This window comes from Pandoraea sp. 64-18 (genome assembly GCF_001899225.1).
Taxonomy (GTDB): Bacteria; Pseudomonadota; Gammaproteobacteria; order Burkholderiales; family Burkholderiaceae; genus Pandoraea; species Pandoraea cepalis.
Genome location: NZ_MKVU01000011.1, coordinates 14,282 through 41,138, shown reverse-complemented (window position 1 = coordinate 41,138; position 26,857 = coordinate 14,282). Strand labels below are relative to the sequence as shown.

The following is a 26,857-nucleotide window of genomic DNA, read 5'->3' as shown; positions in this document are numbered from 1 at the left end:
CCGATGGACGCCGTTGCGGCGTCCGCCGGTGGCGGGGCCGCGGGCGGCCCGCCCGAGCCGCCGCCCGCCGACGAAGCCGCCTGGTTTGCGTTGCCCGCGCCCCTGCGCTGGCTCCGGCGCGTGCCGTGGACCGCGGCCCGGCCGTGGCTGATCGCGGCCGGCGTCGTTCTGCTCGGCCTCTTTGTCTTCGACGCGTTGCATCACATGCTGCGTCACGTGCATTACGACGACATCGTTGCCGAGATACACAACACCCCCGTGACGCGTCTGGCGCTTGCCATGCTGGCAACCCTGGCGAGTTACGCGGCCCTCACCGGTTACGACATCTCAGGCCTTGGCTTCGCCGGGGCGAAGGTCAAGCGCTCGACGGTCGTGCTCACCTCGTTCATCGCCTACGCGCTCGGAAACTCCGTCGGTCTGGGGGTGCTCACCGGCGGCACGGTGCGAATGCGGATGTACGCCGCCGCGGGCGTCGATGCATCGAAGGTGGCGCAGGCGGTAGCGTTCAACGCCGGCGCGTTCGGTCTCGGCATGACCGTGTTCGGTTCGCTCGGCATGTTGTGGGGTGCGTCGCGCGTCTCGGCGCTGGTGCCGATTCCGGCGTGGGTGTTGCAGATGCTCGCCTTGCTGCTGCTGGCCGGCGCCGCCGCGTTCCTGGTACTGTGCGCGCGCAAGCGCACGGTGCGCTTGCTCAACCGCTGGCCGATCCCGCTGCCGCCGCTGCGGGTCGCGGTGCGCCAGTTGCTGATCTCGGCCGCCGATCTGGGCATGGCGGCCGCCGCCTTGTGGTGTTTGCTGCCCGCCAACGTGGTGGATCTGCCGACCTTCGTCGTCTTCTATGCCATTGCCATGGCGCTTGGCGTACTCAGCCACGTGCCGGGCGGCGTGGGGGTGTTCGAAGCGGTGATTCTGCTCGCGACCAACGGGCACGCACCGATCAGTCAGGTGGCGGGGGCGCTGGTGCTCTATCGCGGTATTTACTATCTGCTGCCGCTGATGCTTGCCGCCTGTCTGCTCGCCGGGTTCGAGTTGCGCCAGGGCCCGGCGGCGCCGATCGGCCGGGCGGCCGTGCGGCTCTTCCCCGGCCTGTTGGCGGCGCTCACGCTCGTTGCCGGGGTCATGTTGCTGATCTCCGGTGTGACGCCCGCCACGCGCGACGCGGAAGACTTCCTTCGCCACCACGTGCCGCTGTTCCTCGTTGAAGTGTCACACTTGCTCGGCAGTGTGGCGGGGCTGGCCATGCTGTTCCTCGCGCGAGGTCTGCTGCACCGGCTTGATGCCGCCTGGTGGGGCTCGCTCGGCCTGACGATCATCGCTGCCGTCCTCGCGATTCCCAAGGGCATTGCCGTGTCGGAGTGCTTCGTATTGGCCATGCTGGCGACGCTGCTGCTCGTCTCGCGCGAACAGTTCGACCGGCGCTCGTCGCTTTTCACGCAAACGTTCGAGCCGGGCTGGATCATTGCCGTGCTCTCGGTGCTCGGGGCCTGTACCTGGCTGATGTTCATGGCGTACCGGCGCGTCGAATACGCAAATCAGCTTTGGTGGCAGTTCACGTTCGACGGCGATGCTCCGCGTTCCATGCGCGCGTTGATGGTCGTGGCCGTGATCGGACTCGGGCTGTCCTTGTGGCAATTGCTGCGTCAGTCCGCCGGCGCGATCGTGCCCGCGAGCGAGGAGGAACTGGCGCGCGCGCGCGCCGTCATCCGCAAGCAACCGGCCGCCGACGCCTGTCTGGCGCTGATGGGCGACAAGAGCTTCCTGTTCTCGCCGTCTGGCAACGCTTTCATCATGTACGCAAAGCATCGCCGTTCGTGGGTGTCGCTCTCGGATCCGGTGGGCGACCAGAAGGAGTGGCCCGAACTGATTTGGCGCTTCATCGAGCTGGCCGATGCGCACGGCGGACGCGCGGCGTTCTACAAGACCCGCCCGCAGGCGCTGCCGCTCTATATCGACGCGGGACTGCGGGCCTTCAAGCTCGGCGAGGAAGCGTTCGTCTCGCTGCCGGAGTTCGGGCTGCAAGGCGCGCGTCGCGCCAATCTGCGGCATGGGGTGGCGCGCGGTGAACGCGAAGGGTTGACGCTGGAGATTGTGGCGGCGGAAGACGTCGCGCCGCATCTCGCGGAAATGCGGCGCGTATCGGACGCGTGGCTTGCGCGCCAACATACGCGCGAGAAGGGTTTCTCGTTGGGCGCGTTTACCGACGCGTACGTGGCGCGCCAACCCGTGGCGCTTGTGCGCCGCGAGACGCGCCTCGTCGCGTTTGCCACGTTGATGTGCCCCGACGTCCAGCGCATCGAAGCGAGCATCGATCTGATGCGGCAGGTGCCGGACGCTCCCCCCGGCACGATGGACTTCCTGTTCGCGAAGCTGATGCTGCACTTCAAATCGCAGGGCTATCAGCGTTTCGGTCTGGGAATGGCCCCGATGTCGGGCATGGAGACGCATCAGCTTGCGCCCCGCTGGCATCGCTTCGGCCGCATGATGTTCGCGCACGGTGCTCGCTTTTACAACTTCCGCGGGCTGCGCAGCTTCAAGGACAAATTCGATCCGCAATGGGAGGCGCGTTATCTGATGACGCCGGGCGGTATCGCACCGATGCTCACGCTGGCCGACGTGGCGTCGCTGGTGGGCGGCGGATGGAAAGGAATCATGACGAAATGACAGGTCACACGATGGCGAAGCACGACAAGGCGGACGATGGGCAGGCGAGATCGCGCAAGCGCGGGCGCGGCGAGGGCGCGCCGCGCTGGGTCCGCCGCGTCGCGGCGAGTGCCGCGACAGGGGCGGTGATGATGACGTCCGTCGCCGTACTGGCCCAGACGCCGGCACCCGCGCAAGCCCCGGAGATCCTGACGCATGGCCGCTTCGAGAACGTGCCCATCTTCCGTCCGGAAGGGGCGCCGAATGCGACGGTGCTCTTTTTCTCCGACGACGACGGCTGGACGCCGCGCGCCGAACGGATGGCGCGCGCCCTCGCGGACACCGGCGCGTTGGTGGCCGGCATCGACACGGCACGGTTGATGGCGAATTACACCAAGGACGAGATCGCTTGCGTATATGCGGCGGGCGATCTCGACAACTTCGGTCGATGGGTCGAGGCGGCCGTCAAGCTGCCCGGCTACACGCCGCCCATTCTCGTCGGCGACGGCGTGGGCGGCACGTTCGCCTATGCGATGCTTGCGCAGGCGGGTAACGATACGTTCTCCGGCGCGCTGTCCGTCGACTTCTGTCCGGTATTGCCGATGTCCCGGCCGTTGTGTCAGGGCGAGGGGGTGCACTTCGGACGCGGTATCACGCACACGGTCGGCGGCGCGCCGATGCGATTGCTGCCCGCGCCCGTCATGAGCGCACCATGGGTGGCAATGGGCGGGCCGGTCGGCGGACCCAACGCGCGCGCGCCGCGCTGCCCGGATCACGTGGCACAGGCGTTCGCCGCCCGCACGCCGAATTCGAGCTGGCTCGTCGGTGGGCTGGCGGGCAGCCTGGGCGCGATGGAGGTCTCCGGCACGCCCGCCGAGACGGGCACGCCGCCGACGTCCGTGCTGGCAGATTGGGTGACGCAGTACAAGAACGCGTTCCGGCGTCTGAACGCGCACCACGTGGCGGGAACGGCCCGGCCGCCCGCCGCGGTGGCCGATCTGCCCGTCGTCGAGGTGCCGGCCACCGGCAAGCCTGCCCCCAATATGACCGACACGTTCGCCATACTGATGTCGGGCGACGGCGGTTGGGCCGGACTCGACCGCGATGTCGCGGGCGCGCTCTCGGCGCACGGCATTCCGGTGGTGGGCGTGGATTCGCTGCGCTATTTCTGGTCGGCGCGCACCCCGGCTTCCGGCGCGCTCGATATCGACCGCCTCATGCGCTTCTATCAGACGCGCTGGAACAAGAAGCGCGTGATCCTGATCGGCTACTCGCAAGGGGCCGATGTGCTGCCGTTCATGGTCAATCGTCTGTCGCCGGTGGCCCGCGAGCGGGTGGCGCTGCTGGTGCTGATGGGACTCGGGCAGAAGGCGGACTTCGAGTTCCGCATGACCAATTGGGTGATGTCGAGCCAGAACGGCCTGCCGATTCGTCCGGAGGTGGAGCGTCTGCCCGACGGGATGGCGATGTGCATCTATGGGGCCGACGAAGACGACAGCAACTGTCCGGGGCTCGATCCCAAGCGCGTTCAGGTCGTCAAGATGCCCGGCGGGCACCATTTCGACGGGAACTACACTGGGCTGGCCGACGTGATTCTCCAGGGCGTCGCCAAGCGGTGACGGCCGATGGCGGGGCGGCGCCGCTTGGCGCGCCGCCTTGCCTTCCGTGCAGTGGCTCCGTACACTGCCGCCAGTTTTCCCATCGACCCACGTCCCGCACCTTCCGCACCGTTCGGATTTGGCGGCACGACACCCAGGAGAAGATCGACATGGCAGAGGGTTATTTCCCGAAGTGGCGGCAGCAGGACACGGCCTCCGGCCGCGTGATCGCCCCCGATGAGCGCCTGGCGTGGCCGCAAACCATCGCGATGGGCGTGCAGCACGTGGTCGCCATGTTCGGCTCGACCGTACTTGCACCGCTGCTCATGGGGTTCGATCCGAACCTTGCCATCTTCATGTCGGGGATTGGCACGCTGCTCTTCTTCGTGCTCGTCGGCGGACGCGTACCCAGCTATCTCGGCTCGAGCTTCGCCTTCATCGGCCTGGTCATCTCGGTGACGGGCTATGCGGGCAGTGGGCCGAACCTGAATATTCCGGTGGCGCTCGGCGGGATCATCGCCTGCGGCGTGCTCTACGCCATCATCGGCCTGATCGTGATGGCCGTTGGCACTCGCTGGATCGAAGCCCTCATGCCGCCGGTGGTGACGGGCGCGGTCGTCGCCGTCATCGGCCTGAACCTCGCGCCGGTCGCGGTGAAGGGCGTCTCGGCGACGCCCTTCGACACGTGGATGGCGCTGGCGACCGTGCTGTGCGTCGGTCTCGTGGCGGTGCTCGCGCGCGGCATGGTGCAACGCCTGCTGATTCTCGTGGGCCTGCTGCTGGCCTATGCGCTGTACGCCGTGCTGACCAACGGCATGGGCCTCGGCAAGCCGATCGACTTCGCCGTGGTGGCCCATGCCGCCTGGTTCGGCCTGCCGCACTTCGCGGCGCCAGTGTTCAAGCCTGAAGCGATGGTATTGCTCGCCCCGATTGCCATCATCCTTTTGGCGGAGAACCTCGGACACATCAAGGCGGTAAGCGCCATGACCGGGCAAAGCCTCGACCGCTACATGGGCCGCGCCTTCCTCGGCGATGGTCTGGCGACCATTGTGTCGGGCAGCGTCGGGGGCACGGGCGTGACGACTTACGCCGAGAATATCGGCGTGATGGCCGTCACGAAGATCTATTCGACGCTGGTGTTTGCCGTGGCGGCGGTGATCGCGCTGGTGCTGGGCTTCTCGCCGAAATTCGGCGCGGTGATTCAGACGATTCCGGGTCCGGTGCTGGGTGGCGTGTCGATCGTGGTGTTCGGTCTGATTACCGTGGCCGGCGCGCGCATCTGGGTGCAGAACAAGGTCGACTTCTCGGATAACCGCAACCTGATCGTCGCCGCCGTCACGCTGGTGCTCGGCGCGGGCGACTTCACGCTGAAGTTCGGTAGCTTCTCGCTGGGGGGCATCGGTTGCGCCACGTTCGGCGCCATCATCCTCTACGCGTTGCTGCGCGGGCGTGGGGCGTCGGCACCGGCGGCGATGTAGGTCGACGCGCTCGCCTCACCGGTCACACCGGACGCGCTGGACCGGCTGGATTCGCCGGCATTGACGGCACAAGCGATCACGGCACGATGATTACGTCGTGCCGTTTTCGTTAGTGGGGGCGGGCGTGGCCTGCAGCCGTTCAAGCAATTGCCGCGCGTAGACAGGCAGGGCGTCGCGCTCACGCACGCACAGCACCAGCGTGCGCAGGGCCCAAGCGTCGGAGAGCGGCACGATGCCGAGGCCCAGCGTGGCGGCCGAGCGTGCGGCGGCGCTCAGCGGCACGACGCCCAGCGCGGCCCCCGCCGCCACGGCGCGGCACAGACTGTCGAAGTCTCGCAGGCGCACACGGTAGTGCAATGGCCGACCGGCTCGCCTGGCGTGCCCGTCGAGGTGCTCGGCCAGTGCACTGTGCTCGGGCAGGCCGATGAACTCCGAGTCCAGTACGTCGATGAAGGCCACCTGGGCGCGCGAGGCCAACGGGTGCCCGGGCGGCGTGACGACCACCAGCCGGTCCTGCCGGAATGGCACCGTCTCGAGCCCCGTCAATTCGATCCAGTCCGAGACCACGCCGATGTCGGCGGCGCCTTCCAGGACCGCTTGCACGACGGCCGGGCTTGTCTGTTCGCGCAGGGAGATCTCCACATTCGGATGCTCGGCGAGGAACGCCCCCAGCAGATCCGGCAGAAACTCGGACATCGCCACGGTGTTCGAGGCAATACGCACGTTCCCCTTGAGCCCAGCCGCGTATTCGCCGAGTTCGCCGCGCATCTGCTCGATTTGGGCGAGCACGCGCCGGGCGTGAGCGAGCAGGGCGCGGCCAGCGGGGGTGGGCATTACGCCCTGGCGGTGGCGCATGAAGAGCGCGACGCCCAGCGCCTCTTCGAGCCCGCGGATACGGGCGCTGGCAGACGCCAGTGTCAGATGGGCGCGCTCGGCGCCGCCGGTGATGCTGCCGGCTTCGGCAACCAGCAGGCACAGTCGCAGGTCGGTCAGGTCGAATCGCACGGGGCAGGCAGGCCGGGAGGCTTCGGGGGCAATGACGCCAGTGTAGCGGCTTGGGCGATAGGCGCGCAGACACCCGGTGGAACGTCCGAATTTCGGACCCCGGGGAGGGCAAATGGCGATGCCGACTGACTTGGGAAAGGGCACATGGTAAACTACGCGCTTCCAAGACACGGCCGTACCCGCGACGGCCTCGCCCGCCAAGCCGCTTGATTTCATTCGCCGGCGGGTCGTCTTGCAGGCGTCTTTCGGCGCATCGCCCTAGTGAGCGCGATGCCTGTCGCACGCCCTACGCGGGCATTCCCTCAAGAACACACAACATCGATACGCGCGGGGACACACTTCGTGGAGTCCGCGCATTGGTCCATATATGTCTTTTGAAAAGCTCGGCCTGTCGGCCGACATCCTGCGTGCCGTGGCCGACCTTGGCTACACGCACCCGACGCCCATTCAACTGCAAGCGATTCCGGCCGTCCTGCAAGGCGGCGATCTCCTCGCCGGTGCCCAGACCGGGACCGGCAAGACGGCGGGCTTCACGCTGCCTATCCTGCAAATGCTCTCCACGCGTGCGCGCGCGGCGGCGGCCAACGGCAAGCGCTCCGTGCGCGCGCTCGTGCTGACGCCCACGCGCGAGTTGGCCGCCCAGGTCGAGGAAAGCGTTACGCAATACGGCAAGTACCTGCCGCTCACGTCCATGACCGTGTTCGGCGGCGTGTCGATGGTGCCGCAGGTCAAACAATTGGCGCGCGGCGTGGACATTCTCGTCGCGACCCCTGGCCGTCTGCTCGATCACATGCAGCAGAAAACGGTCGATCTTTCTGGCGTCGAGATTCTCGTGCTGGACGAAGCCGACCGCATGCTCGACATGGGCTTCATTCGCGATATTCGTCGTGTGCTGGCGGTGCTGCCGTCGAAGCGCCAGAACCTGCTGTTCTCGGCCACGTTCTCCGACGAGATCAAGCAACTGGCCGACGGCCTGCTCAAGTCGCCCGCGCTCATCGAAGTGGCGCGTCGCAACACGACGGCGGAAACCGTCGCGCAGAAGATCCACCCGGTCGATCGCGACCGTAAGCGCGAGCTGCTCGAACACCTCGTGCGCGAGCACAACTGGTTCCAGGTGCTCGTGTTCACGCGCACCAAGCACGGCGCGAACCGGCTCGCCGAGCAGCTCACGAAGGGCGGCATTCCGGCGCTCGCCATTCACGGTAACAAGAGTCAGGGCGCCCGCACGCGAGCGCTCGCCGAATTCAAGAGCGGCACATTGCAGGTGCTGGTTGCGACCGATATTGCCGCGCGCGGCATCGACATCGACCAGTTGCCCCACGTGGTCAACTTCGACCTGCCGGAAGTGGCGGAGGACTATGTCCACCGCATCGGCCGCACCGGACGCGCCGGCGCAAACGGCGAGGCCGTGTCGCTTGTGTGCGTGGACGAGCATCAACTGCTCACGCAGATCGAACGTCTCATCAAGCGCACGATCGATCGCGAAGTGATCCCGGGCTTCGATCCGGATCCGCATGCCGTGGCGCAACCGATTCGCAAGGCGCAACAAGGCCGTGGGGCCGGTGGTGGACGGGGCGGGCGCGGCGGCGACGACGACGACGCGCGCCAACCGGCCCGCGCCCCGCGTGAAGCGCGTGAGCCGCGCGATGGCGGTCGTGGCGCACGCCAGGGCAACGAGCCGAAGGCGCGTCGCGAAGGCGAGCGCGGTGGCCGAAAGAACAGCAGTGCCGTGAACGGCGGAAATGCGGGGCACGGCGCGCAGGTCGCGAACGCGGGACAAGGCGGGCAGCAACGCCATCAGGCGCAGGCGCCCAAGCGTCAGGGCGATGCCCAACGCGCGGCCACACCGGCGGCCGGTGCAGCACGCCAAGGTCGTGACGGCCGCACGGGGCAGACCGCCTCGCGCGGGCAAGGAGGCGGCGCGGAGCGCAGCGATTTCGCACAGCGCGCGCCGCGTCCGGCGCGTCGCGACGCGGTTGGCGGCGCCTTGCTGATGGGCAAGGCAAAACGCGACTGAACGGCTCAGGAAGGGCATCGGGCGCAAATTAAGTAAAATATTAAGCTTTTGCGCCCGGTGGCCCGGGCGTGGCAGGGACAATGAGGCGTCAGGCAAGGCGGCCTCATCGGCTCACCCGCGCACGTGCCGCATTCCCCTTCCCTGAGGATTTCATGATCGCCCGTATTACCCGGCTGTTCCCGTTGTGGGCTCTGCTGCTGTCCGTTTCCGCTTATTTCTCGCCGGGCAGTTTTTCCAGCGTTACGCCGCACGTCACGGCGCTCCTGACCGTGGTGATGTTTGCGATGGGCGTCACGCTCACCGTCGACGACTTCAAGCGCGTGCTCACGCGACCCGCGCCGATCGTCGCCGGGGTGGTGTTGCACTATCTCGTGATGCCGCTGGCCGCCTGGGTGATCGCGCGCGTGCTGCACATGCCGCCCGATCTGACGGCCGGCATGGTGCTTGTGGGCAGCGTTGCGAGCGGCACAGCCTCGAATGTCATGATTTATCTCGCCCGCGGCGACGTGGCCCTGTCGGTGACGATCAGCGCAATGTCGACGCTCGTCGGCGTGTTCGCGACCCCGCTGCTCACGCGCTTGTACGTCGACGCCTCCATCGTGGTCGACGTCGAGGGCATGCTGCTGTCGATTCTGCAAATCGTGGCGCTGCCGATTGGCGCGGGCCTGCTCATCAATCGCTATTTCGGTCGTGCGGTGCGCGCGGTCGAAGGCTATCTGCCGCTCGTGTCGATGATCGCGATCGTGCTCATCATCGGCGCGGTAGTCGGCGCGAATCAGGGCAACATTGCCACGGTGGGCCCGTTGGTGATGCTCGGTGTCGTGTTGCACAACGGTCTGGGCCTGCTGGGCGGGTACTGGGGCGGTCGTCTGCTGGGCTTCGACGAATCGATCTGCCGCACGTTGGCCATCGAAGTCGGTATGCAGAACTCCGGCCTGGCGGCAACACTCGGCAAAATCTACTTCACGCCGCTCGCCGCACTGCCGGGGGCGCTCTTCTCGGTCTGGCACAACTTGTCGGGCTCGCTGCTCGCGGGCTACTGGCGGGGTCGTCCGACCGGCACCGCCAACGATGCGCCGGCGGTGGTCACACGTCCGTCTCACTGAGTGTTTTCGTGCGCCGCATGCGAGTGTGTGCGGCGCGCAACGGCCGCCCACACTGTCATCGCGGGCATTTGCCTTTCTGACGCGCATCGCCTACAACTTCGATATACCGTCGCGCCCCGGCATGCGAAGCGGCGCGACCGGTGGCAGTCAATGTTTTGGCGGGAGTGCGTTATGTCTTTGCGAGTCAACGGAATTGTCATCGACGCACGCCGCGTCGCCGATGAGATCGATCAGCATCAGGACGAGGCCGATCCGGAAGTCGCCGCACAGCACGCGTTGGTGAGTCGTGAATTGCTGCGCCAGCGCGCATTCGACTTGCGTTTATTCGACAAGAACGACGCGATGCCCGCGAGCGACGACGCTATCGTCGATGCACTGTTCACGCGGGACGTTCAAGTGCATCGTCCCACCGACGCCGAATGCCGGGCCTACTTCCACGAACACGCCGGGCAGTTCCGTGTGGGCGACCGGGTGCAGGCGAGTCATATTCTGTTTGCGATGTCGGCGAGTGTGCCGCTGTCGACGACCTTGGAGAGGGCGCAGTCGGCACTGGATGCCGTGCGCTCCAATCCCGATTCGTTCGAAGCGGTGGCGCAATCGATGTCGGATTGCCCGTCAGGTCGCACGGGCGGAAGTCTAGGTATGCTCGCGCGTGGCAGTGGCGCACCCGAGTTTGAGTTGGTGCTGTTTTGTGGCGACCGACTCGGCGTGGTGCCGAGACTGGTCAACACGCGCTACGGTTTCCACGTTGTGCGGATCGAACGCCGGGTGAAAGGACACATGCCGCCCTACGAACGCGTGGCCGAGCGTATCGCCGCGCAGTTGTACGAGCAGGCGCGTGCGCGGGCACTGCGGCACTACGTGGCGCTGCTCGCCGGTGTCGCCGAAATTAGCGGCGCCAACGACGATGACGGACCGGTGCGTGTGCAATAGCGGATGGTCGGCTGTCGGAACGGCGTGCGTGTCCAGCCAGATGCGGCAGGGCGCGCGAGTGTGTCGATGGACTGATCGGGCAACGTCGTAGCGTTCAGTGTAGTGTCCCAAAGGGCTGGGTTCTGTGTCAGGCAGAACCCAGCCCTTTCGTTTTTCCGCGCCACGCAGCGCGTTCGGTGAGGCAGCGCACCGCGCCCGCGTTGCCGTCGTCATGTGCCATCCAATGATGGAATTGAGATCCAACGCGTTGCGGAGTTCACGTTTGCGATCGCTCGTGTTGAGCACTATCGGTGACCGCCCGATGAGATGCGAACGATGAACCGCGTTCGCCTATCCTTAGGATGTCGTGATATTCAGGTGTCATTTTCACGATACTTAAAGCATGCCTAATGAACATGCGGGGGATCCCTGATGGCAACCACTGCGACGTGCGCCGTCGTTGGCGGCGGCATTTCCGGCATTGCGGCTGCGCATTATCTACGCGACGCCGGCCTTCATGTCGAGCTTATCGAGCAGCACCGGTCCCCCGGTGGCCGGATCACCACTGCGACGCTCGACGGCGACCGAATCGATCTCGGCGGCAAGAACATCGGCCGGCACTATCTGCGCTTTCGCAAGCTCGCGCACGCCCTCGGACCCTTCGCGTTCGAGCCGTTCGGCATCAACACATCGCGCATTCGCGACGGAAAGATCGTCACGCTCGATAGCACGCGCCGCCTTGGCAGCACGCTTGCGTATCTGCGCGGTTGTCCTGCGGCGGATGCCATGCGCCTTGCCGCGCTTTGCGCGCGCGTGTGGCTCGACGCGCGCAATCGGTTCCTGGACGGACCGTCATTTGCCCGGCTGGCGCGAGATGCCGACGATGCGCCGCTGGCTTCGCATTTCAGCCCGGCGTTCTGTCGCGCTGTGGTGCGGGCAATGTCGGTGCGAATGAACGGTGCGGAGCCCGACGAAATTCACCTCGGCAATTTCGGCACCCACCTGGGCATGTGGCTCGACACCTATGATCAGCTCAAGGCGGGCATGGGGGCGTTTATCGGTGCGGCGACCGCGCCGCTGGCGGTGCGCTTCAATGCCCGCGTCGAGCGGCTCATGGTGCGTCACGGACGGGTTTCCGGTTTGCAGGTGCGGCAATTCGATGGGCGAACCGATCATCCGGAATACGACCATGTGGTGCTCGCCACGCCGGCAGGGGTGAGCGCGGATCTGCTGCGCGAACACGACGCGGCACTCGCCGCCGCACTCGACGAAATACGTTATTTTCCGGTGCTCGTGGTGGTGGCCGCTTACCGCCGGCCGATATTCTCTGCGAACGTGCGCGGGCTGTCGTTCGGCCCGGACAATGCGCTGAGCAACGCCGGCGCCTACGGCATCGACAGACTCGACCGCGTGCGCTACACGTTCAGTGGCCGCAAGGCGCGCGCCGTCATCGCAAGTGCGCGAAGCGCGGGCAGCCTTGCCGGGCCGGAAGCCGAAGCATTGCTGGATCTCGCCGAGACGACCCTGCGCCAGTACGTTCCCGTGGAACGGGCCGACCGGCGCGACGTTGTCGCGCATCTTTTCGATCCGGGGTTGTGTGCGTACGCGCCGCATCACTATCGGCTGCGCGCATGGCTCGACGATCGGCGCCATGGCATCGACGGTCTTGCGTTCGCCGGCGATTATCTGCGCGGCGCGTCGATTGAGGCCTGCATGCTCTCTGCGCAGGAGGCGGCGGTTCGCATCGCCCAGTCGCACCTCGCGCACGATCTACGCGCATCGCGCGCCATCGATTACGGCTTGCACGCATCGTCGTAAGTCCAGCATCGATCCCCCAGGCCGGCTCGCCGTCAACCCGGTGGGCCAGGTTCCGTCCCCCCCATTGTCTGAACGGAGTCGCCATGAACCTTCAAACGCCCGTGACCGGCCGCCCTGCCGGTACCTCCGATGTCACCACCGCTGACGCCTTTGCCATGCCGGGCAAGCTCGACCGGGCGATGGTTCACAAGACCAATCCCGTCAATGTCTTCGTCGCGTCGATCGAGCGGGCGCAAGCCACACCCGAGGGGCACGATACCTTTTCCGCTGTGCTTGCGATCGATCCGCACCACGCGTTCTTCTTCGAACATCCACTCGACCACGTTCCCGGCCTGATGATGATCGAAGCCACTCGCCAGACCGGCACTGCGATCTCGCACCGCTTCTACGAGGTGCCGCACGACCTCGTCTTTGTGCTCAATTCGCTGGAAGTCACCTTCGAGCATTTCGCCGAGCTGCACGCGCCACTGTCGGTGCGATTCGTGATCGTCGCCAAATCCTATCGTCATGACCGCTTGTCCGCGCTGGCTTGCGAAACGCAGTGGCTGCAGTTCGGCCGCCCACTGGGCACGATGAACGCGCGCTGGAGCTTCTCTTCGCCGGCGCTGCTTGCCCGCTTGCGTCACTCGGCCAAGGCGGACGACATCCATTGAATCGCATCGATGGCGATGAGCCGTGCGTTGCAGGGAGGCATCATGAGACATCTCGCCCGACTTCTGGGTCTGCGTTACACCGAAGATCTTGCACCGCTGGCGCTGGTGGCCGGTGCGGCATTGTTGCAGTGGGCCGCCTATTTTCTCGTGCACGATCCGTGGGTGGCGATCACGTGCGCGACGGTGCTCCTGTTGCCCCAGATCGCCGTTTCGACCGCCGTGCACAACCAGTCGCACATGGGCATGTTCGCGGGCACCTGGGCCAATCGCGTGCTGGAATGGGTGATGACCCTGGAGACCGGCATGTACGCGGCAAAGTTTCGCCTGCATCACAGCCGGGGACATCACCTGCACTACACCGAACCGGAGCGGGATCCGTCGCGCTGGATCGATGCTGGCGGTTGCCGGATGTCGCGGCTCGCTTACGTTGCTCATTATTTCCTGACATACGATTATCACGTGCTGCGCATCGGGCGGACCTGCGCGCGATTGCGTCGACGCTGCCTCTGGCAGGTCGCGGCCAGCAACCTCGTATTGGTCGCGTTGCTGTTTCACGACCCGCGCAATGCGCTGCTATTTTTCGTCGTGCCAAGGATCCTGGTCTGGCTCAACTTCATTCACATGACGTACGACGATCATATCGATCTCTACGCCAGCGATCCGTTCAAGGCATCGCACACGAAGGCCAACCGGTGGCTCAATCTTGTGTTTTTCAACAACGGCTACCACCTCGCGCATCACGTGCGGCCGGGCTTGCACTGGAGCCGGCTACCGGAATTCCATCGGCAGATCGCCCACCGGATCGACGTGCCGCCATCGTCGACGCCATTGAATCGCTGGTTCCGATAATCCGGGGGAGATCATGACGGTTTCATCGACACGGGCGCGCTGCACGCCCACCGAAGCCCCATCGACCGCCTGGCGTGCCATCGTCGTCGGCGCAGGCATGGCGGGCTTGCTCGCCGCGCATGCACTGGCGGGGCACTTCGATGAAGTGTGGCTCGTCGAGCGCGACGCGCTGCCCGATTCTCCAGCCCCGAGGGCGGGCGTGCCGCAGGGGCACTATGTGCATCAACTGCTGATGCGGGGGCGCCGAACGCTCGACGCGCTGTTTCCCGATTTGGGTCAGGCCTTGCTCGACGCGGGCGCGGTGCCGCTCGACTGGTATCGGTCCGTGCGCTGGTTCGGTGCCGCGGGTTGGATGCCGCCCGCAGGCGAGGGCTTCGTCACATGGTCGACGAGCCGTGGCCTGCTCGAGTTCGCGGTGCGCCAGCGCGTGCTCGCCAAGCGGAACGTTCGTGTTCTGACCGGCTGCGACGTCACGGGGTTGCGCTTCGATGCGGCGCTCGCACGCGTTTGTGGCGTGGCGATTCGGCGTCGCGCGGGCGGATCGCGCGGACAAGCCGAAGATGCCGAAGATGTCACGACCGTGCCGGCCGCCTTCGTTGTCGACGCGAGCGGGCGCAACTCGCATGCGCCGTCGTGGCTGCGAGCGATGGGGCTGGACGCCGTACGCGAGACGGTCGTCGACGCCCGTGTCGGGTACGCGAGCCGACTCTATGCGGTGCCGAAGCCGTCGGTCTGGCGCGACTGGCAAGCGCTGGTGGTGCACGGCCGGCCACCCGAATGCCTGCGCAGCGGCACGATCTTCCCCATCGAGGACAACCGGTGGATCGTCACGTTGACGGGGGCGGGCGGCGATTATCCGCCGGGCGATGCCGACGGCTTCCTGGCTTTCGCGAAAAGCCTGCGGGTGCCGACCCTCCACGATGCGATTGCCCACGCCGAGCCGGTCTCGCCGATCCGTCAGTTTCGCCGGACGGAAAATCGGTTACGCCACTTCGACGAAATGCGGCGCTGGCCCGCAGGCTTCGCGGTGCTTGGCGACGCCGCATGCAGCTTCAATCCGGTGTACGGACAGGGCATGACGATTGCGGCATTGAGCGCGGTGGCGCTCGACGCCCATCTGCATCTCATTCGTCGCGCCAACGATGCCCCGGGTGGATTGGCCTTGCAGCGTGCCCTCGCCCACGTGGCGCAGCGCGCGTGGATTTTCGCGACTGGCGTCGATTTACGTCAGACGGGGGAGCGGGGCGCCACGCATTGGCGGGCGCGGCTCATGCAACATTACGTGGAGTCGCTGCTCGGTCTCGCCGTCGACGATGCCGCCATCTACCGGCGCTTTCTGCGCGTGATGCACATGGTCGAGCCGCCGTCCGCGTTGTTCGCCCCCTCGGTGACGGCGCGGGTTGCCTGGCGGATTGCCTCGCAGCGCGCGGCGCTCGCATTTGCGCCGCGACGTTCCGCATCGCGTTACCCACGGGATTTGGCGGGTGTGAGGAAAAACGGACAAAAGTGACCGCTCATAAAAGGAAAGCGGGCGCGTCGCTACGACGGATCGCGCTCGCCTGCCTCTACCTCCCGACGCTCAACCGGCAATCAGTTCGAGCGTCAGCGTGTCGAGCGTGAACGAGCCGTCGTCCTGAATCCTGAAATGACGACGCACGTCGTCGGCCATGGCCGTTTGCAGCGCGCGAATGGCTACCTGCATCGGCGCTGGCGTACGCATGCGCGCGATCCACGTCTTGAAGTCGAGATCGAGCGTGCGCGGCGTGAGCGACGCCACCGATAATCCCGCCCCAGCGGCCATCGTCAGCCATTCGCTCGCGGCGTAGTTGCGCACGTGCGACGTATCGCGCAACACTTCGACCGCTTGCAGATACGTGTCGAACAGCGGCCGCCCCGTCGAGGCGACGTCGCAGATCACGACGCGTCCGCCGGGCTTGAGCACGCGACGCATCTCGCGCAGCGCGGCACCCACGTCGGCCCAGTGATGCGCACTGTATCGGCTGAAGACGAGATCGAAGCTGGCATCGGCGAACGGCAGCGATTCGGCTGCGCCCAGTTGCGTGTCGATGTTCGTCAGGCCGCGCTTGGCCGCTTCGCCTGCGACCACACCGAGCATGTCGGCGGACAGATCGTACGCCACCACGCGCGCGACGTGCGGCGCTGCGAAGAAGCTCACGTGTCCCGCGCCGCACCCCAGGTCGAGCACCTGCGCACCCGGATGCGCGCGAGCGATCGCGGCGAGTTGCTCCAGATCGGCGCCCTGCGCGTGATTGGCACTCGTCAGATAGGCCGATGCCTGCGGGCCGAACTGGCCGGTGACGACGGCGTTATGGCCATGATGCGCGTGGTGGGTGTCCTGCGCCCCTGCGGGGGCGGTGGACGAACCCGGGCGGGAAGGGTATGACGGGGTTTCGCTCACGGTGAGTCTCCTACGTGGGTGGGGCAGGGCGCGATGCAAGGGGAGTCGGCCCGCCTGGGCGCTTGCGCGATGTGGGTAAGTCTCACGATAATGGCTCGTTGATACCGGTACAAGTTACCTATTTATCCTGGTATGAAAACTACCCCTATCCCTAAGCCCGAATTGGCGTCTGACGCGCCAGCCCCTCACGGTGACGATGCGCGCCAGCGTCGCGCGCTCGGCGACTTCTTGCGCGCGCATCGCGAGCGGCTGACCCCGGCGGCCGCCGGACTGCCGCCTTTGGGGCGGCGTCGCACGCCGGGATTGCGGCGCGAGGAAGTGGCGCAGTTGTGCGGCTTGTCGGCCACCTGGTACACCTGGATCGAGCAGGCACGCGACGTGTCGATCTCGGCGGGCGCACTGGCGGCCGTTGCCGGCGCGCTGCGGCTTTCGCGTGCCGAACGGGCCTACCTGTTCGATCTGGCGGGCAAGCGCGATCCGGAGCGCGGTGCCGTGCCGTTGCCGCACCATGCGTCGGCACAGGTGCAGGCGGCCGTCGCCGCCGTGGCGGCTCCGGCCTACGCGCTGGATCGATGCTGGGACGTCCTGGCCTGGAACGCGGCCGCCGCCGACATCTTCCATGGCTGGCTCGACGCGCCGGGCGCGAAGAATCTGCTGCGCTACATCTTCCTCGATGCGGGTGCGCCCACGTTGATTCAGGATTGGGAGCGTCGCGCGCGCCGGGTGGTCGCGGAGTTTCGCGCCGAATGCAGTGCCTACCTTGACGATACGCCCGTGCGTACCCTCACGGACGAATTGCAGCGCGACAGCCGCAGGTTCGCCTCGCTCTGGTCGCAGCAGGATGTCGTCGAACGCGAAGGCGGGCGGCGTGGTTTTCATCACCCGGCGCGCGGCGATATCGATTTCGCACAGGTCACGTTCCGCCTGTCGGGGCACGACGACGTCAAGCTCGTGATGTTGCTGCCGTAGTGCGGTCGCTCAGAGGGCTGGGCGCAACCACTGGATGAGCAGCGTGATGCTGGCCATGCCAAGCAGGGTCATGATGAGCGAGCCCCCGACGTGAACCGCCACGGTGAGCGCTGCCCAGCCCATCTGCCCTTCGCGCAGCAGCGTGGTGACTTCGGCGGAGAAGGTGGAGAACGTTGTGAGGCCACCGAGAAAGCCGGTCACGATCAACAGTCGCCACTCGACCGGAATCGACGGAAAGTGGCTGAAGAGCGCGACGGCAACACCGATGAGATAGCCGCCGACGAGATTGGCGACGAGCGTGCCGAGCGGGAGCGTCGGCAGGATCGCATTGAGCTGTACGCTCAGTGCCCAGCGCAGTAGCGCGCCTAACGCTGCCCCGAGGCTGATGGCGAAGACCGACGCAAACATGGTTGACTCCTCTGCCGAGCGGATGCGGAGAAAAAAACGGCCGACCTTTTCAGGCCGGCCGCTCTCGCCTCTCAAGCGAATACTGCGGGCGTTGCCACGAGACTCAGTCCTTCGGGAACGACGTGGCGCCACCGTGCGCGCCCGACCACTCGGCCGGTGCGTGCAGGAATTTCTCGACTTCGTCGAGCGTCTTCGTGTCGAAGTGGTTCTGCTGCTTGGCAACGCGCAGCACGTCCCACCACGTGGCGAGCGAGTGCAGCTCGACATCGATGTCCTTGAGCACCTGGCGGCTCTCCGGGAAGATGTCGTAGTGGAAGACCACGAACACGTGATTGACCTTCGCGCCGGCGTCGCGCAGCGCCTTGCAGAAGTTGATCTTGCTGCGGCCATCGGTCGTGAGGTCTTCGACGAGCAGCACGCGCGAGCCTTCCGGCAGATCGCCTTCGATCTGCGCGTTGCGGCCGAAACCCTTCGGCTTTTTGCGAACGTACTGCATCGGCAGCATCAGCTTGTCGGCGATCCAGGCCGCGAACGGAATGCCTGCGGTTTCACCGCCGGCGACCGTGTCGAACTGCTCGCAGCCGACGTCCTGAATGATGACGGCTTCGGCGAAATCCATCAGCGTACGGCGCACGCGCGGGTACGAGATCAACTTGCGGCAGTCGGTGTACACCGGGCTGGCCCAGCCCGACGTGAAGATGTACGGCTTCTCGGCGTTGAAATGCACCGCGCCCACTTCGAGCAGGATCTTGGCGGTGATGTCGGAAATCGCCTGGCGGTCGATGCCAATCATGATGCGGTTCCTAAGCGTAGCTGCCCGCCGTGCGGCGCGCAGCCAGGAGTCATGGGTGAGTCGGCGGGGACCGTAGCGCAAGGCGCTGCGGCAGGACGCCGTCTAAGGCGGCGGGTCGGCACGTCTGGCAACGACCGACTGGCGCTTAAGCGCGAATTATGCCACAAGTTTCAGCAAACGCGCGGTCAATTATGCACGGAGCGTATATTTTCCATTCGACCACTCCGCACAATGTTTGCGCACGGCGCATATTAGAACCCGCCGCCGACAGATGAATCCAAAAAAAGAGACAGTTGCCGGCGCTTAATGACAGGCATACACTCACGCCCAAAATTCCGACCTGACGAAACGCGCCCATGCCTAACGATGCCTCGCCCTCGCTTGCCGCACCGGTGGTGCCGCACGATACCGCCTACGCGAACCGCGCCCTGTGGGCGTCGGCCATCGGCTACGCCATGGACGGTTTCGATCTGCTGATCCTCGGCTTCATCCTGCCGGCCATTGCGGCCGATCTCGCGCTCACCGGCGCCCAATCGGGCGCGCTCGTCACCTGGACCCTCGTGGGCGCGGTCGTTGGCGGCATTGTCTTCGGCATGCTGTCCGATCGCTACGGGCGCGTGCGCGTGTTGTCGTGGACGATTCTGCTGTTTGCGGTGTTCACCGGCCTGTGCTCGCTTGCACAGGGCTATTGGGATCTGCTGGCTTACCGGACGATTGCCGGTATCGGACTGGGCGGCGAGTTTGGCATCGGCATGGCGCTCGCGGCGGAAGCTTGCCCGCCGGCGCGCCGCGCGCGGGCATCGTCGTTCGTGGGGCTCGGGTGGCAGGCCGGGGTGCTTGCCGCCGCGTTGCTCACGCCGTTGCTGCTGCCGCACATCGGCTGGCGTGGCATGTTCGCCGTCGGCCTGCTGCCGGCGGTCGTCTCGTTCATCATGCGTCGCGCGCTCGGCGAGCCCGAGATGTTCCTTGCACAACAGCGGCAGCCGCGCGAACACGCGCCGCTCAAGCTGCTGGTCAAAGACGGCACGACCACGCGCGCGAGCCTCGGCGTGGCGATTCTGTGCTCGGTACAGAACTTCGGCTACTACGGCCTGATGATCTGGATGCCCTCGTATCTGTCGAAGACGTTCGGTTACTCGCTCACCAAGTCGGCCATGTGGACGGCGGTGACGGTGCTGGGCATGGCATTCGGCATCTGGCTGTTCGGCCGGCTTGCAGACCGCTTCGGACGTCGGCCGACGTTCATCGGCTACCAGATCGGCGCGGTCGTGATGGTGTTCGTCTACGCGCAATTGCACACGCCGTTCTCGCTGCTGATCGGCGGCGCGGCGATGGGCATGTTCGTGAACGGCATGATCGGCGGCTACGGCGCGCTGATCTCGGAGCTGTACCCGACCGCGGCGCGTGCCACGGCGCAGAACGTGCTGTTCAACATCGGCCGTGCCGTCGGCGGTTTCGGGCCGCTCACCGTCGGTGCGCTGGCGGCGGCCTACTCGTTCAAGCTGGCGCTCGTCTTCCTCGCGAGCATTTATGTGCTCGATATTCTCGCCACGCTTTTCCTGATTCCGGAGCGTCGCGGCGAAGCGCTGTCCTAACCTCTGTTGCCCGCTACGCCGGCCGCGCAGGCAGCGTCGAGCTTTCGGCGCAAGGTGTACACTTTGCGTCCTGCGGTGCATCCGGCGCACCGCAAGCCCCCACGGTCCGACGCGCGCGAGCGCGGCATGCAGGATCGGGGGACGCGCGGCGGCCATCACGCTGCCGCGCGATGAAGAACCCCGTCGACGACACAATCGCCGAATCCCTCCGGTTGGCTCTTCCCCCGCCGTGATCCGTCAAAAGACGGCTGAGTCCACGCGCTGCCCGCATGCGGCACGGACCCCGGCCGTCGCCCTGTCCTTAGGTATCGAGATATGGATGAACAACTGAAACAAAGCGCCCTGGCGTACCACGAGAATCCGCGTCCGGGCAAAATCTCGGTGACGCCGACCAAGCCGCTGTCGAACCAGATCGATCTGTCGCTGGCTTACTCTCCCGGCGTGGCCTACGCCTGCGAGGCGATTGCCGAAGATCCGCTCGCTGCCAATCGCTACACGTCGCGCAGCAATCTCGTCGGTGTGATCACCAATGGCACAGCCGTGCTCGGCCTGGGCAACATCGGTCCGCTTGCCGCCAAACCGGTGATGGAAGGCAAGGGCTGTCTGTTCAAGAAGTTCGCCGGTATCGACGTGTTCGACATCGAACTCGCCGAGCATGACCCGGACAAGCTCGTTGAAGCGATCGCCATGCTCGAGCCGACGCTCGGCGGCATCAACCTCGAAGACATCAAGGCGCCCGAGTGCTTCTACATCGAGAAGAAGCTGCGCGAGCGCATGAAGATTCCCGTCTTCCACGACGATCAGCACGGCACCGCCATCATTGCCTCGGCCGCGATCCTCAACGGCCTGAAGGTCGTGGGCAAGGACATCGGCCGCGTCAAGCTGGTGTGCTCGGGCGCGGGCGCTGCCGCTATCGCCTGTCTGGACCTGCTTGTGAATCTCGGCCTGAAGAAGGAGAACATTCTCGTTCTCGATTCGAAGGGCGTGATCCACACCGGCCGCGACAAGCTCGACGAGAGCAAGGCGCGCTACGCCGCGGCGACCGATGCCCGTACGCTGGCCGACGCGAGCAACGGCGCCGACGTCTTCCTCGGCTGCTCGACCGCCGGCGTGCTGACCGGCGACATGGTCAAGACCATGGGCACGAAGCCGCTGATTCTCGCGCTCGCCAACCCCGAGCCGGAAATCCGTCCGGAAATCGCGAAGGCTGCGCGTCCGGACTGCATCATCGCGACCGGCCGTTCGGACTACCCGAACCAGGTCAACAACGTGCTGTGTTTCCCGTTCATCTTCCGCGGTGCGCTCGACGTTGGTGCGACCACCATCACGGAAGAGATGAAGCTCGCCACCGTGCGCGCCATCGCCGAGCTGGCGCAGGAAGAAGAGCAAAGCGAAGAAGTCGCGCGCGCCTATGAAGGCCAGTCGCTCGAATTCGGGCCGGAATACATCATTCCGAAGCCGTTCGATCCGCGCCTGATCATCAAGATCGCACCGGCCGTGGCGCAAGCCGCGATGGACTCGGGCGTGGCCACGCGTCCGATCGCGGACATGGACGCCTACCGCGAGCAACTCGGCACGACCGTGTATCGCACCGGCTTCATCATGCGCCCGGTGTTCGCTGCCGCCCGTGCCCGCTTCGGTAACGACGCCGCGCGCATCGTGTTCGCCGAAGGGGAAGACGAGCGCGTGCTGCGCGCTGCCCAATTCGTGCTGGCCGAGCGCATCGCCAAACCGATCATCATCGGCCGTCCGGCCGTGGTGGAAATGCGTCTGCAGAAGATCGGCTCGAAGCTCAAGCCGGGCGTTGACTTCGAGATCGTGAATCCGGAAGACGACGCGCGTTATCAGCGTTGCTGGCAGGCGTATCACGACCTCGGTGCGCGTCACGGTGTGACGCCGGAAGTCGCCAAGGCCGCCATGCGCAAGGACAACACGCTGATTGGCGCGATCCTCGTGCATCTGGGCGAAGCCGACGGCATGATCTGCGGCATGATCGATACGTACCACCGCCATCTGGATGTGGTCGATCAGGTGCTGGGCCGTGCCGCCGGTGTCGAGAACTACGCGGCGATGAACCTGTTGATGCTCGAGAAGCGCAACCTGTTCATCAGCGACACCTACGTCAACGAGACGCCAACCTCGGAGCAGCTCGCCGAGATGACCGTGCTCGCCGCGAAGGAAATCGAGCGCTTCGGCATCGCCCCGAAGGTGGCGCTGCTCTCGAACTCGAACTTCGGTAGCGTGAAGTCGGCTTCGGCACAACGCATGGCCCGCGCCTGCGAACTGCTCGCCAAGCGTGCGCCGTCGCTGGAAGTCGACGGCGAAATGCACGGCGACGCCGCGTTGTCGGAGTCGGTGCGTCGTGCCGCGTATCCCGCGTCGCGTCTGTCGGGCGAAGCGAACCTGCTCGTCATGCCGAACGTGGAAGCGGCGAACATCACTTACAACCTGCTCAAGATGACGGGCGGCGAAGGCGTGACGGTGGGCCCGTTCCTGCTCGGCTGCGCCAAGCCGGTTCACATCCTGACGCCGGCCGCGACCGTGCGCCGCATCATCAACATGACGGCCGTTGCCGCGGCCAACGTCATTCGTTGAGCCTCGGGACGGAGGTGTCGCCGCGGAGAATGCGGCGCGCACGTCCGCCGAGGGTGCGCTAGCGCATAAAAGAATCCCGCCAGACGCTCACGCGCTGGCGGGATTTTTATGGAACCGACGGATAACGGGTCAGGCGCTCAGGTGGTCAAGCGGCAGCGCGATGCGAACCGCCGTCGCGGAACTGCGTGAGCAACTTCGTCCACTTGATGCGGGTGGCGGCGAGGTTCTGCTCCTTGACGTGCCCGAAGCCGCGAATCTCCTGCGGCAGTTCCGCCAATTGCACGGCCAGCGACAGATTGTGCTCGCCGAGGCGCGACAACAACTCGTTGACCAGCGTTTCATACTCGCCGATCAGCGCCCGCTCCGTGCGACGCTCTTGCGTCCGGCCGAAGATATCGAACGCTCCGCCACGCAGCCCTTTGAACCTGGCGAGCACGCCGAACGCCTTCATCATCCACGCGCCATAGGTCTGCTTGATGAGATGACCCTTGTCGTCGTGCTTGGCCAGCGACGGCGGCGCCAGATGGAAGCGCAACGTGAAGTCGCCTTCGAACTGCTCGTTGAGCTTCTTCATGAAGGCCGGGTCGGTGTACAGGCGGGCCACTTCGTACTCATCCTTGTAGGCCATGAGCTTGTAGAGCCCGCGCGCGACCGCTTCGGTGAGCGGCATCGGCATGCCCTCCGGCGTGAGTCCGGCTTCGGCAGCGCGCACGCGATCCACCGTTTGCTTGAAGCGTTCAGCGTAGGCACGATCCTGATACGCCACGAGTTGGTCGTAGCGACGCTCGATCAACCGGTCGAGCGCATGCGGCGTGTGCAGCGTGATCAGCTTGCCACCGGCGGCCGCCGGCGCCGGTGCCTCGTTCTGCTGCGCAAGCTTGCGTACGCTCGCCAGATCGTGCGCGGCACGACGTCCCCATTCGAACGCCTGTTTGTTCTTCTCGACGGCCACCCCGTTGAGCTCGATGGCGCGCGTGAGCGCAGCGTACGAGAGCGGTACCCAGCCCTTCTGCCATGCGTAGCCCAACACGAATGGGTTCGTGTAGATGGTGTCGCCGAGCAGTCGCAGCGAGAGGTGATTGGCGTCGACGAAGTCAACGTTTTCACCGGCGGCCGCGCGGATGTCGTGCTCCGTGCTCGTGCCGGGGAAGCGCCAGTTCGGATTGCGGATGAAGTCGGCCGTCGGCGTATGGGCGCTGTTGACCACGATGTTTGTCACGCCGTGCTGCACGCGTGAGAGCGTGTCGTCGCTCGCCGTCGTGATGGCGTCGCAGCCGATGACGACGCGGGCGTCGCCCATGGCGATGCGCGTGGCATGAATGTCTTCCGGCTGCAGGGCGATCTGCACGTGGCTCGTCACCGCGCCGCCCTTCTGGGCGAGGCCGGTCACGTCGAGCGTGGTGACGCCCTTGTTCTCGAGGTGCGCGGCCATGCCGAGCAACGCGCCAATGGTCACCACGCCCGTGCCGCCCACCCCCGTCACGAGAATGCCGTACGGACGCGCGATGGCGGGCAGCGCCGGTTCCGGCAGCGGCGGCAGCTCGCTGCTGTCGACCTGCGCCGTCTTGGGCTTGCGCAACTGACCGCCTTCGACCGTCACGAAGCTCGGGCAGAAGCCGTTCAGGCACGAGTAGTCCTTGTTGCACGTCGACTGATTGATCTGACGTTTCGTGCCGAATTCCGTCTCCAGCGGCTCGACCGAGAGGCAGTTCGACTTCACCGAGCAGTCGCCGCAACCTTCGCAGACCGCTTCGTTGATCACCACGCGCTTTGCCGGATCGGGGAATGCACCGCGTTTGCGACGGCGGCGCTTCTCGGTGGCGCACGTCTGGTCGTAGATCAGGATCGACGTGCCCTTGACCAGTCGCAGTTCGCGCTGCACGCGGTCGAGGTCGTTGCGGTGGTAAACCGGCACATCGCCGACGAGCTTCACGCCGTCGTACTTCTCGGGCTCGTCCGTCACGATGACGATCTTCGTCGCGCCTTCGGCATCCACCTGCGCCACGATCTGCGGCACCGTCAGCGTGCCGTCGACCGGCTGGCCACCGGTCATGGCGACCGCGTCGTTGTACAGGATCTTGTAGGTGATGTTGACCTTCGACGAGATCGCCGCGCGAATCGCGAGCAGGCCCGAGTGGAAGTACGTACCGTCGCCCAGGTTGGCGAAGATGTGCTCGTCGCACGAGAACGGTGCCTGACCGATCCAGGGCACGCCTTCACCGCCCATCTGCGAGAACGTGTCGGTGCGCCGATCCATCCACACGGTCATGTAGTGACAGCCGATGCCGGCGATGGCGCGCGAGCCTTCGGGCACGTTGGTCGACGTGTTGTGCGGACAACCCGAGCAGAACCACGGCTTGCGCTCGACGGCCACGCGCGGCTTGGCGAGAGCTTGCTCCTTCGCGTCGATCACGCGCAGGCGGGTCGCGATGCGCTCGCGCACGTCGCTCGGCAACTCGAACTTTTCCAGACGCGTGGCAATCGCCTTGGCGATCAGCGCGGGGGAGAGTTCGTAGTGGGCGGGCAGCAGCCAATTGGCCATCGGCACCGACCATTCGCCGCCGGCGCCATCCTTTTCGTCGAACTTGCCATACACGCGCGGGCGCACGTCGTCGCGCCAGTTGTACAGCTCTTCCTTGATCGCGTATTCGAGGATCTGGCGCTTTTCCTCGACCACGAGAATTTCCTGGAGCCCTTGTGCGAACGCGCGCGCACCCTGCGCTTCAAGCGGCCACACACAGCCCACCTTGTACAGACGAATGCCGATGCGCTGACACGTGGCTTCGTCCAGCCCCAGATCGGCGAGCGCCTGACAGACGTCGAGATACGCCTTGCCGCCGGTCATGATGCCGAAGCGCGCATGGGGCGAATCGATCATTACGCGGTCGAGCTTGTTGGCGCGTACGTACGCAAGGCCCGCGTACCACTTGTAGTCGAGCAAACGCGCTTCCTGCACCAGCGGCGGGTCGGGCCAGCGAATGTTCAGGCCGTCGGGCGGCATGATGAAGTCGTCCGGCAGGTGAATGTCGACGTTGTGCGGATCGATCATCACCGAGGCCGACGACTCGACCACATCCGTCACGCATTTCATCGCGACCCACAGGCCCGAGTAACGGCTCATGGCCCAGCCATGCAGGCCGTAATCGAGATACTCCTGCACGTTCGACGGATACAGCACGGGAATGCCGGCGGCCTTGAAAACGTGCTCGGACTGGTGCGCGAGGGTGGAGGACTTGGCTGCGTGGTCGTCGCCCGCGAGCACCAGCACGCCGCCGTGCTTCGACGAGCCGGCCGAGTTACCGTGCTTGAGCACGTCCATCGAGCGGTCGACGCCGGGGCCCTTGCCGTACCACATGGAGAATACGCCGTCGTACTTGGCGGGGTACAGGTTGACCTGCTGCGACCCCCACACGGCGGTCGCCGCGAGGTCTTCATTCAAGCCGGGCTGAAAAACGACATGATGGCTGGCGAGGTGCTGCTTCGCTTTCCATAGCGACAGATCCAGCCCGCCCAGCGGCGAGCCGCGATAGCCCGATATGAAGCCTGCGGTGTTGAGTCCGGCCGCAGCGTCGCGCGCCTGCTGCAACATCGGAAGCCGGACCAGGGCCTGAATGCCGCTCATGTAGGCGCGACCGCGCTCGAGCGTGTATTTGTCGTCGAGCGTGACCGATTCCAGTGCGGCCAGCAAGCTCGGATTGACGGGGGCGTTCATGGGGTGTGCTCCTCACTCTCACTGATTTTGGGATCGCCAAAACTTCCTGCCCCTCCCGCTCTCGTGAAGCAGGACGGCAGCGGTGAATGCCGGCCTCTAATGGTTGCGTGCCCGGGGACTCACTTGCGTGATGCCACCAGGCGAGCGGGGGCCTTTTTTGTATTGCGCTCACCGGTCGAACTCATGGTAGCACCGGTGTCATGGCATTGCCTGACGGGGACGGTGGCGTCTCATCGGTGACCGATCCAGCGAAGTATAGCGATCATTGTGACGTTTACGTAAACGTCAGA

General features: G+C 65.7%; 18 protein-coding genes. 13 read left to right on the top strand and 5 right to left on the bottom strand.

Annotation, left to right across the window (positions count from 1 at the left end; translation table 11 throughout):
* Nucleotides 1-3 precede the first annotated feature (3 nt).
* The 3 genes from mprF to BGP02_RS08500 all read left to right on the top strand — a co-directional run bounded on the left by mprF (nucleotide 4) and on the right by BGP02_RS08500 (nucleotide 5,716).
* Nucleotides 4-2,661 (top strand): bifunctional lysylphosphatidylglycerol flippase/synthetase MprF, encoded by a 2,658-nt coding sequence (gene mprF, locus BGP02_RS08510; protein ID WP_150564619.1) that lies wholly within the window; start codon nucleotides 4-6, stop codon nucleotides 2,659-2,661.
* Complete coding sequence (locus tag BGP02_RS08505; RefSeq protein WP_286798368.1) at nucleotides 2,658-4,259, top strand: virulence factor family protein; 1,602 nt, start codon at nucleotides 2,658-2,660, stop codon at nucleotides 4,257-4,259. The genes mprF and BGP02_RS08505 overlap by 4 nt, the downstream gene beginning before the upstream one ends.
* Before the next feature lie 149 nt (nucleotides 4,260-4,408).
* Nucleotides 4,409-5,716, top strand: coding sequence for a solute carrier family 23 protein (locus BGP02_RS08500; protein WP_286798367.1), 1,308 nt, complete (start codon nucleotides 4,409-4,411; stop codon nucleotides 5,714-5,716).
* Nucleotides 5,717-5,806: 90 nt separating this feature from the next.
* Here BGP02_RS08500 and BGP02_RS08495 read toward each other — a convergent pair whose 3' ends face one another.
* Nucleotides 5,807-6,721: a LysR family transcriptional regulator gene (locus tag BGP02_RS08495; protein WP_286798366.1), complete on the bottom strand. Its 915-nt coding sequence runs from the start codon at nucleotides 6,719-6,721 to the stop codon at nucleotides 5,807-5,809.
* 367 nt (nucleotides 6,722-7,088) lie between these two features.
* Between BGP02_RS08495 and BGP02_RS08490 the strand changes: the two genes are divergently transcribed.
* From BGP02_RS08490 to BGP02_RS08460, 7 genes are all read left to right on the top strand, one after another.
* On the top strand, nucleotides 7,089-8,738 hold the full coding sequence (locus BGP02_RS08490; RefSeq protein ID WP_150564599.1) for a DEAD/DEAH box helicase: 1,650 nt from the start codon (nucleotides 7,089-7,091) through the stop codon (nucleotides 8,736-8,738).
* A 152-nt stretch (nucleotides 8,739-8,890) separates the two neighbouring features.
* Nucleotides 8,891-9,844, top strand: coding sequence for a ketopantoate/pantoate/pantothenate transporter PanS (gene panS, locus BGP02_RS08485; RefSeq protein ID WP_017231737.1), 954 nt, complete (start codon nucleotides 8,891-8,893; stop codon nucleotides 9,842-9,844).
* Between the two features lie 171 nt (nucleotides 9,845-10,015).
* Nucleotides 10,016-10,777, top strand: coding sequence for a peptidylprolyl isomerase (locus tag BGP02_RS08480; RefSeq protein WP_017231736.1), 762 nt, complete (start codon nucleotides 10,016-10,018; stop codon nucleotides 10,775-10,777).
* Nucleotides 10,778-11,188: 411 nt separating this feature from the next.
* Nucleotides 11,189-12,574, top strand: coding sequence for a protoporphyrinogen/coproporphyrinogen oxidase (locus BGP02_RS08475; RefSeq protein WP_286798365.1), 1,386 nt, complete (start codon nucleotides 11,189-11,191; stop codon nucleotides 12,572-12,574).
* A gap of 83 nt (nucleotides 12,575-12,657) precedes the next feature.
* Nucleotides 12,658-13,227, top strand: a complete 570-nt coding sequence (locus BGP02_RS08470) for an AfsA-related hotdog domain-containing protein (RefSeq protein ID WP_150564602.1) — start codon at nucleotides 12,658-12,660, stop codon at nucleotides 13,225-13,227.
* Between the two features lie 42 nt (nucleotides 13,228-13,269).
* Nucleotides 13,270-14,076: a fatty acid desaturase family protein gene (locus tag BGP02_RS08465; RefSeq protein WP_254441238.1), complete on the top strand. Its 807-nt coding sequence runs from the start codon at nucleotides 13,270-13,272 to the stop codon at nucleotides 14,074-14,076.
* Nucleotides 14,077-14,089: 13 nt separating this feature from the next.
* Nucleotides 14,090-15,586 (top strand): NAD(P)/FAD-dependent oxidoreductase, encoded by a 1,497-nt coding sequence (locus tag BGP02_RS08460; RefSeq protein WP_286798364.1) that lies wholly within the window; start codon nucleotides 14,090-14,092, stop codon nucleotides 15,584-15,586.
* A 69-nt stretch (nucleotides 15,587-15,655) separates the two neighbouring features.
* On the opposite strand, the gene BGP02_RS08455 is transcribed toward BGP02_RS08460, so the two are convergent.
* Nucleotides 15,656-16,360 (bottom strand): class I SAM-dependent methyltransferase, encoded by a 705-nt coding sequence (locus BGP02_RS08455; RefSeq protein ID WP_254441245.1) that lies wholly within the window; start codon nucleotides 16,358-16,360, stop codon nucleotides 15,656-15,658.
* Nucleotides 16,361-16,627: 267 nt separating this feature from the next.
* On the opposite strand from BGP02_RS08455, the gene BGP02_RS08450 reads away from it, so the two are divergent.
* Complete coding sequence (locus BGP02_RS08450; RefSeq protein WP_286798363.1) at nucleotides 16,628-17,464, top strand: helix-turn-helix transcriptional regulator; 837 nt, start codon at nucleotides 16,628-16,630, stop codon at nucleotides 17,462-17,464.
* Nucleotides 17,465-17,473: 9 nt separating this feature from the next.
* On the opposite strand, the gene crcB is transcribed toward BGP02_RS08450, so the two are convergent.
* Both crcB and BGP02_RS08440 read right to left on the bottom strand, forming a co-directional pair.
* Nucleotides 17,474-17,872, bottom strand: a complete 399-nt coding sequence (crcB, locus tag BGP02_RS08445; protein WP_017234977.1) for a fluoride efflux transporter CrcB — start codon at nucleotides 17,870-17,872, stop codon at nucleotides 17,474-17,476.
* A gap of 103 nt (nucleotides 17,873-17,975) precedes the next feature.
* Complete coding sequence (locus BGP02_RS08440) at nucleotides 17,976-18,665, bottom strand: orotate phosphoribosyltransferase (RefSeq protein ID WP_017234978.1); 690 nt, start codon at nucleotides 18,663-18,665, stop codon at nucleotides 17,976-17,978.
* A 356-nt stretch (nucleotides 18,666-19,021) separates the two neighbouring features.
* Here BGP02_RS08440 and BGP02_RS08435 point away from each other — a divergent pair, with 356 nt between their 5' ends.
* Together BGP02_RS08435 and BGP02_RS08430 are read left to right on the top strand one after the other, a co-directional pair.
* Nucleotides 19,022-20,260 (top strand): MFS transporter, encoded by a 1,239-nt coding sequence (locus BGP02_RS08435; RefSeq protein WP_150564606.1) that lies wholly within the window; start codon nucleotides 19,022-19,024, stop codon nucleotides 20,258-20,260.
* A gap of 315 nt (nucleotides 20,261-20,575) precedes the next feature.
* A complete protein-coding gene (locus tag BGP02_RS08430) occupies nucleotides 20,576-22,855 on the top strand; it encodes an NADP-dependent malic enzyme (RefSeq protein ID WP_017234981.1) in 2,280 nt (759 codons plus the stop codon).
* A gap of 145 nt (nucleotides 22,856-23,000) precedes the next feature.
* On the opposite strand, the gene BGP02_RS08425 is transcribed toward BGP02_RS08430, so the two are convergent.
* A complete protein-coding gene (locus BGP02_RS08425) occupies nucleotides 23,001-26,567 on the bottom strand; it encodes an indolepyruvate ferredoxin oxidoreductase family protein (protein ID WP_261939618.1) in 3,567 nt (1,188 codons plus the stop codon).
* Between the last annotated feature and the right edge of the window lie 290 nt (nucleotides 26,568-26,857).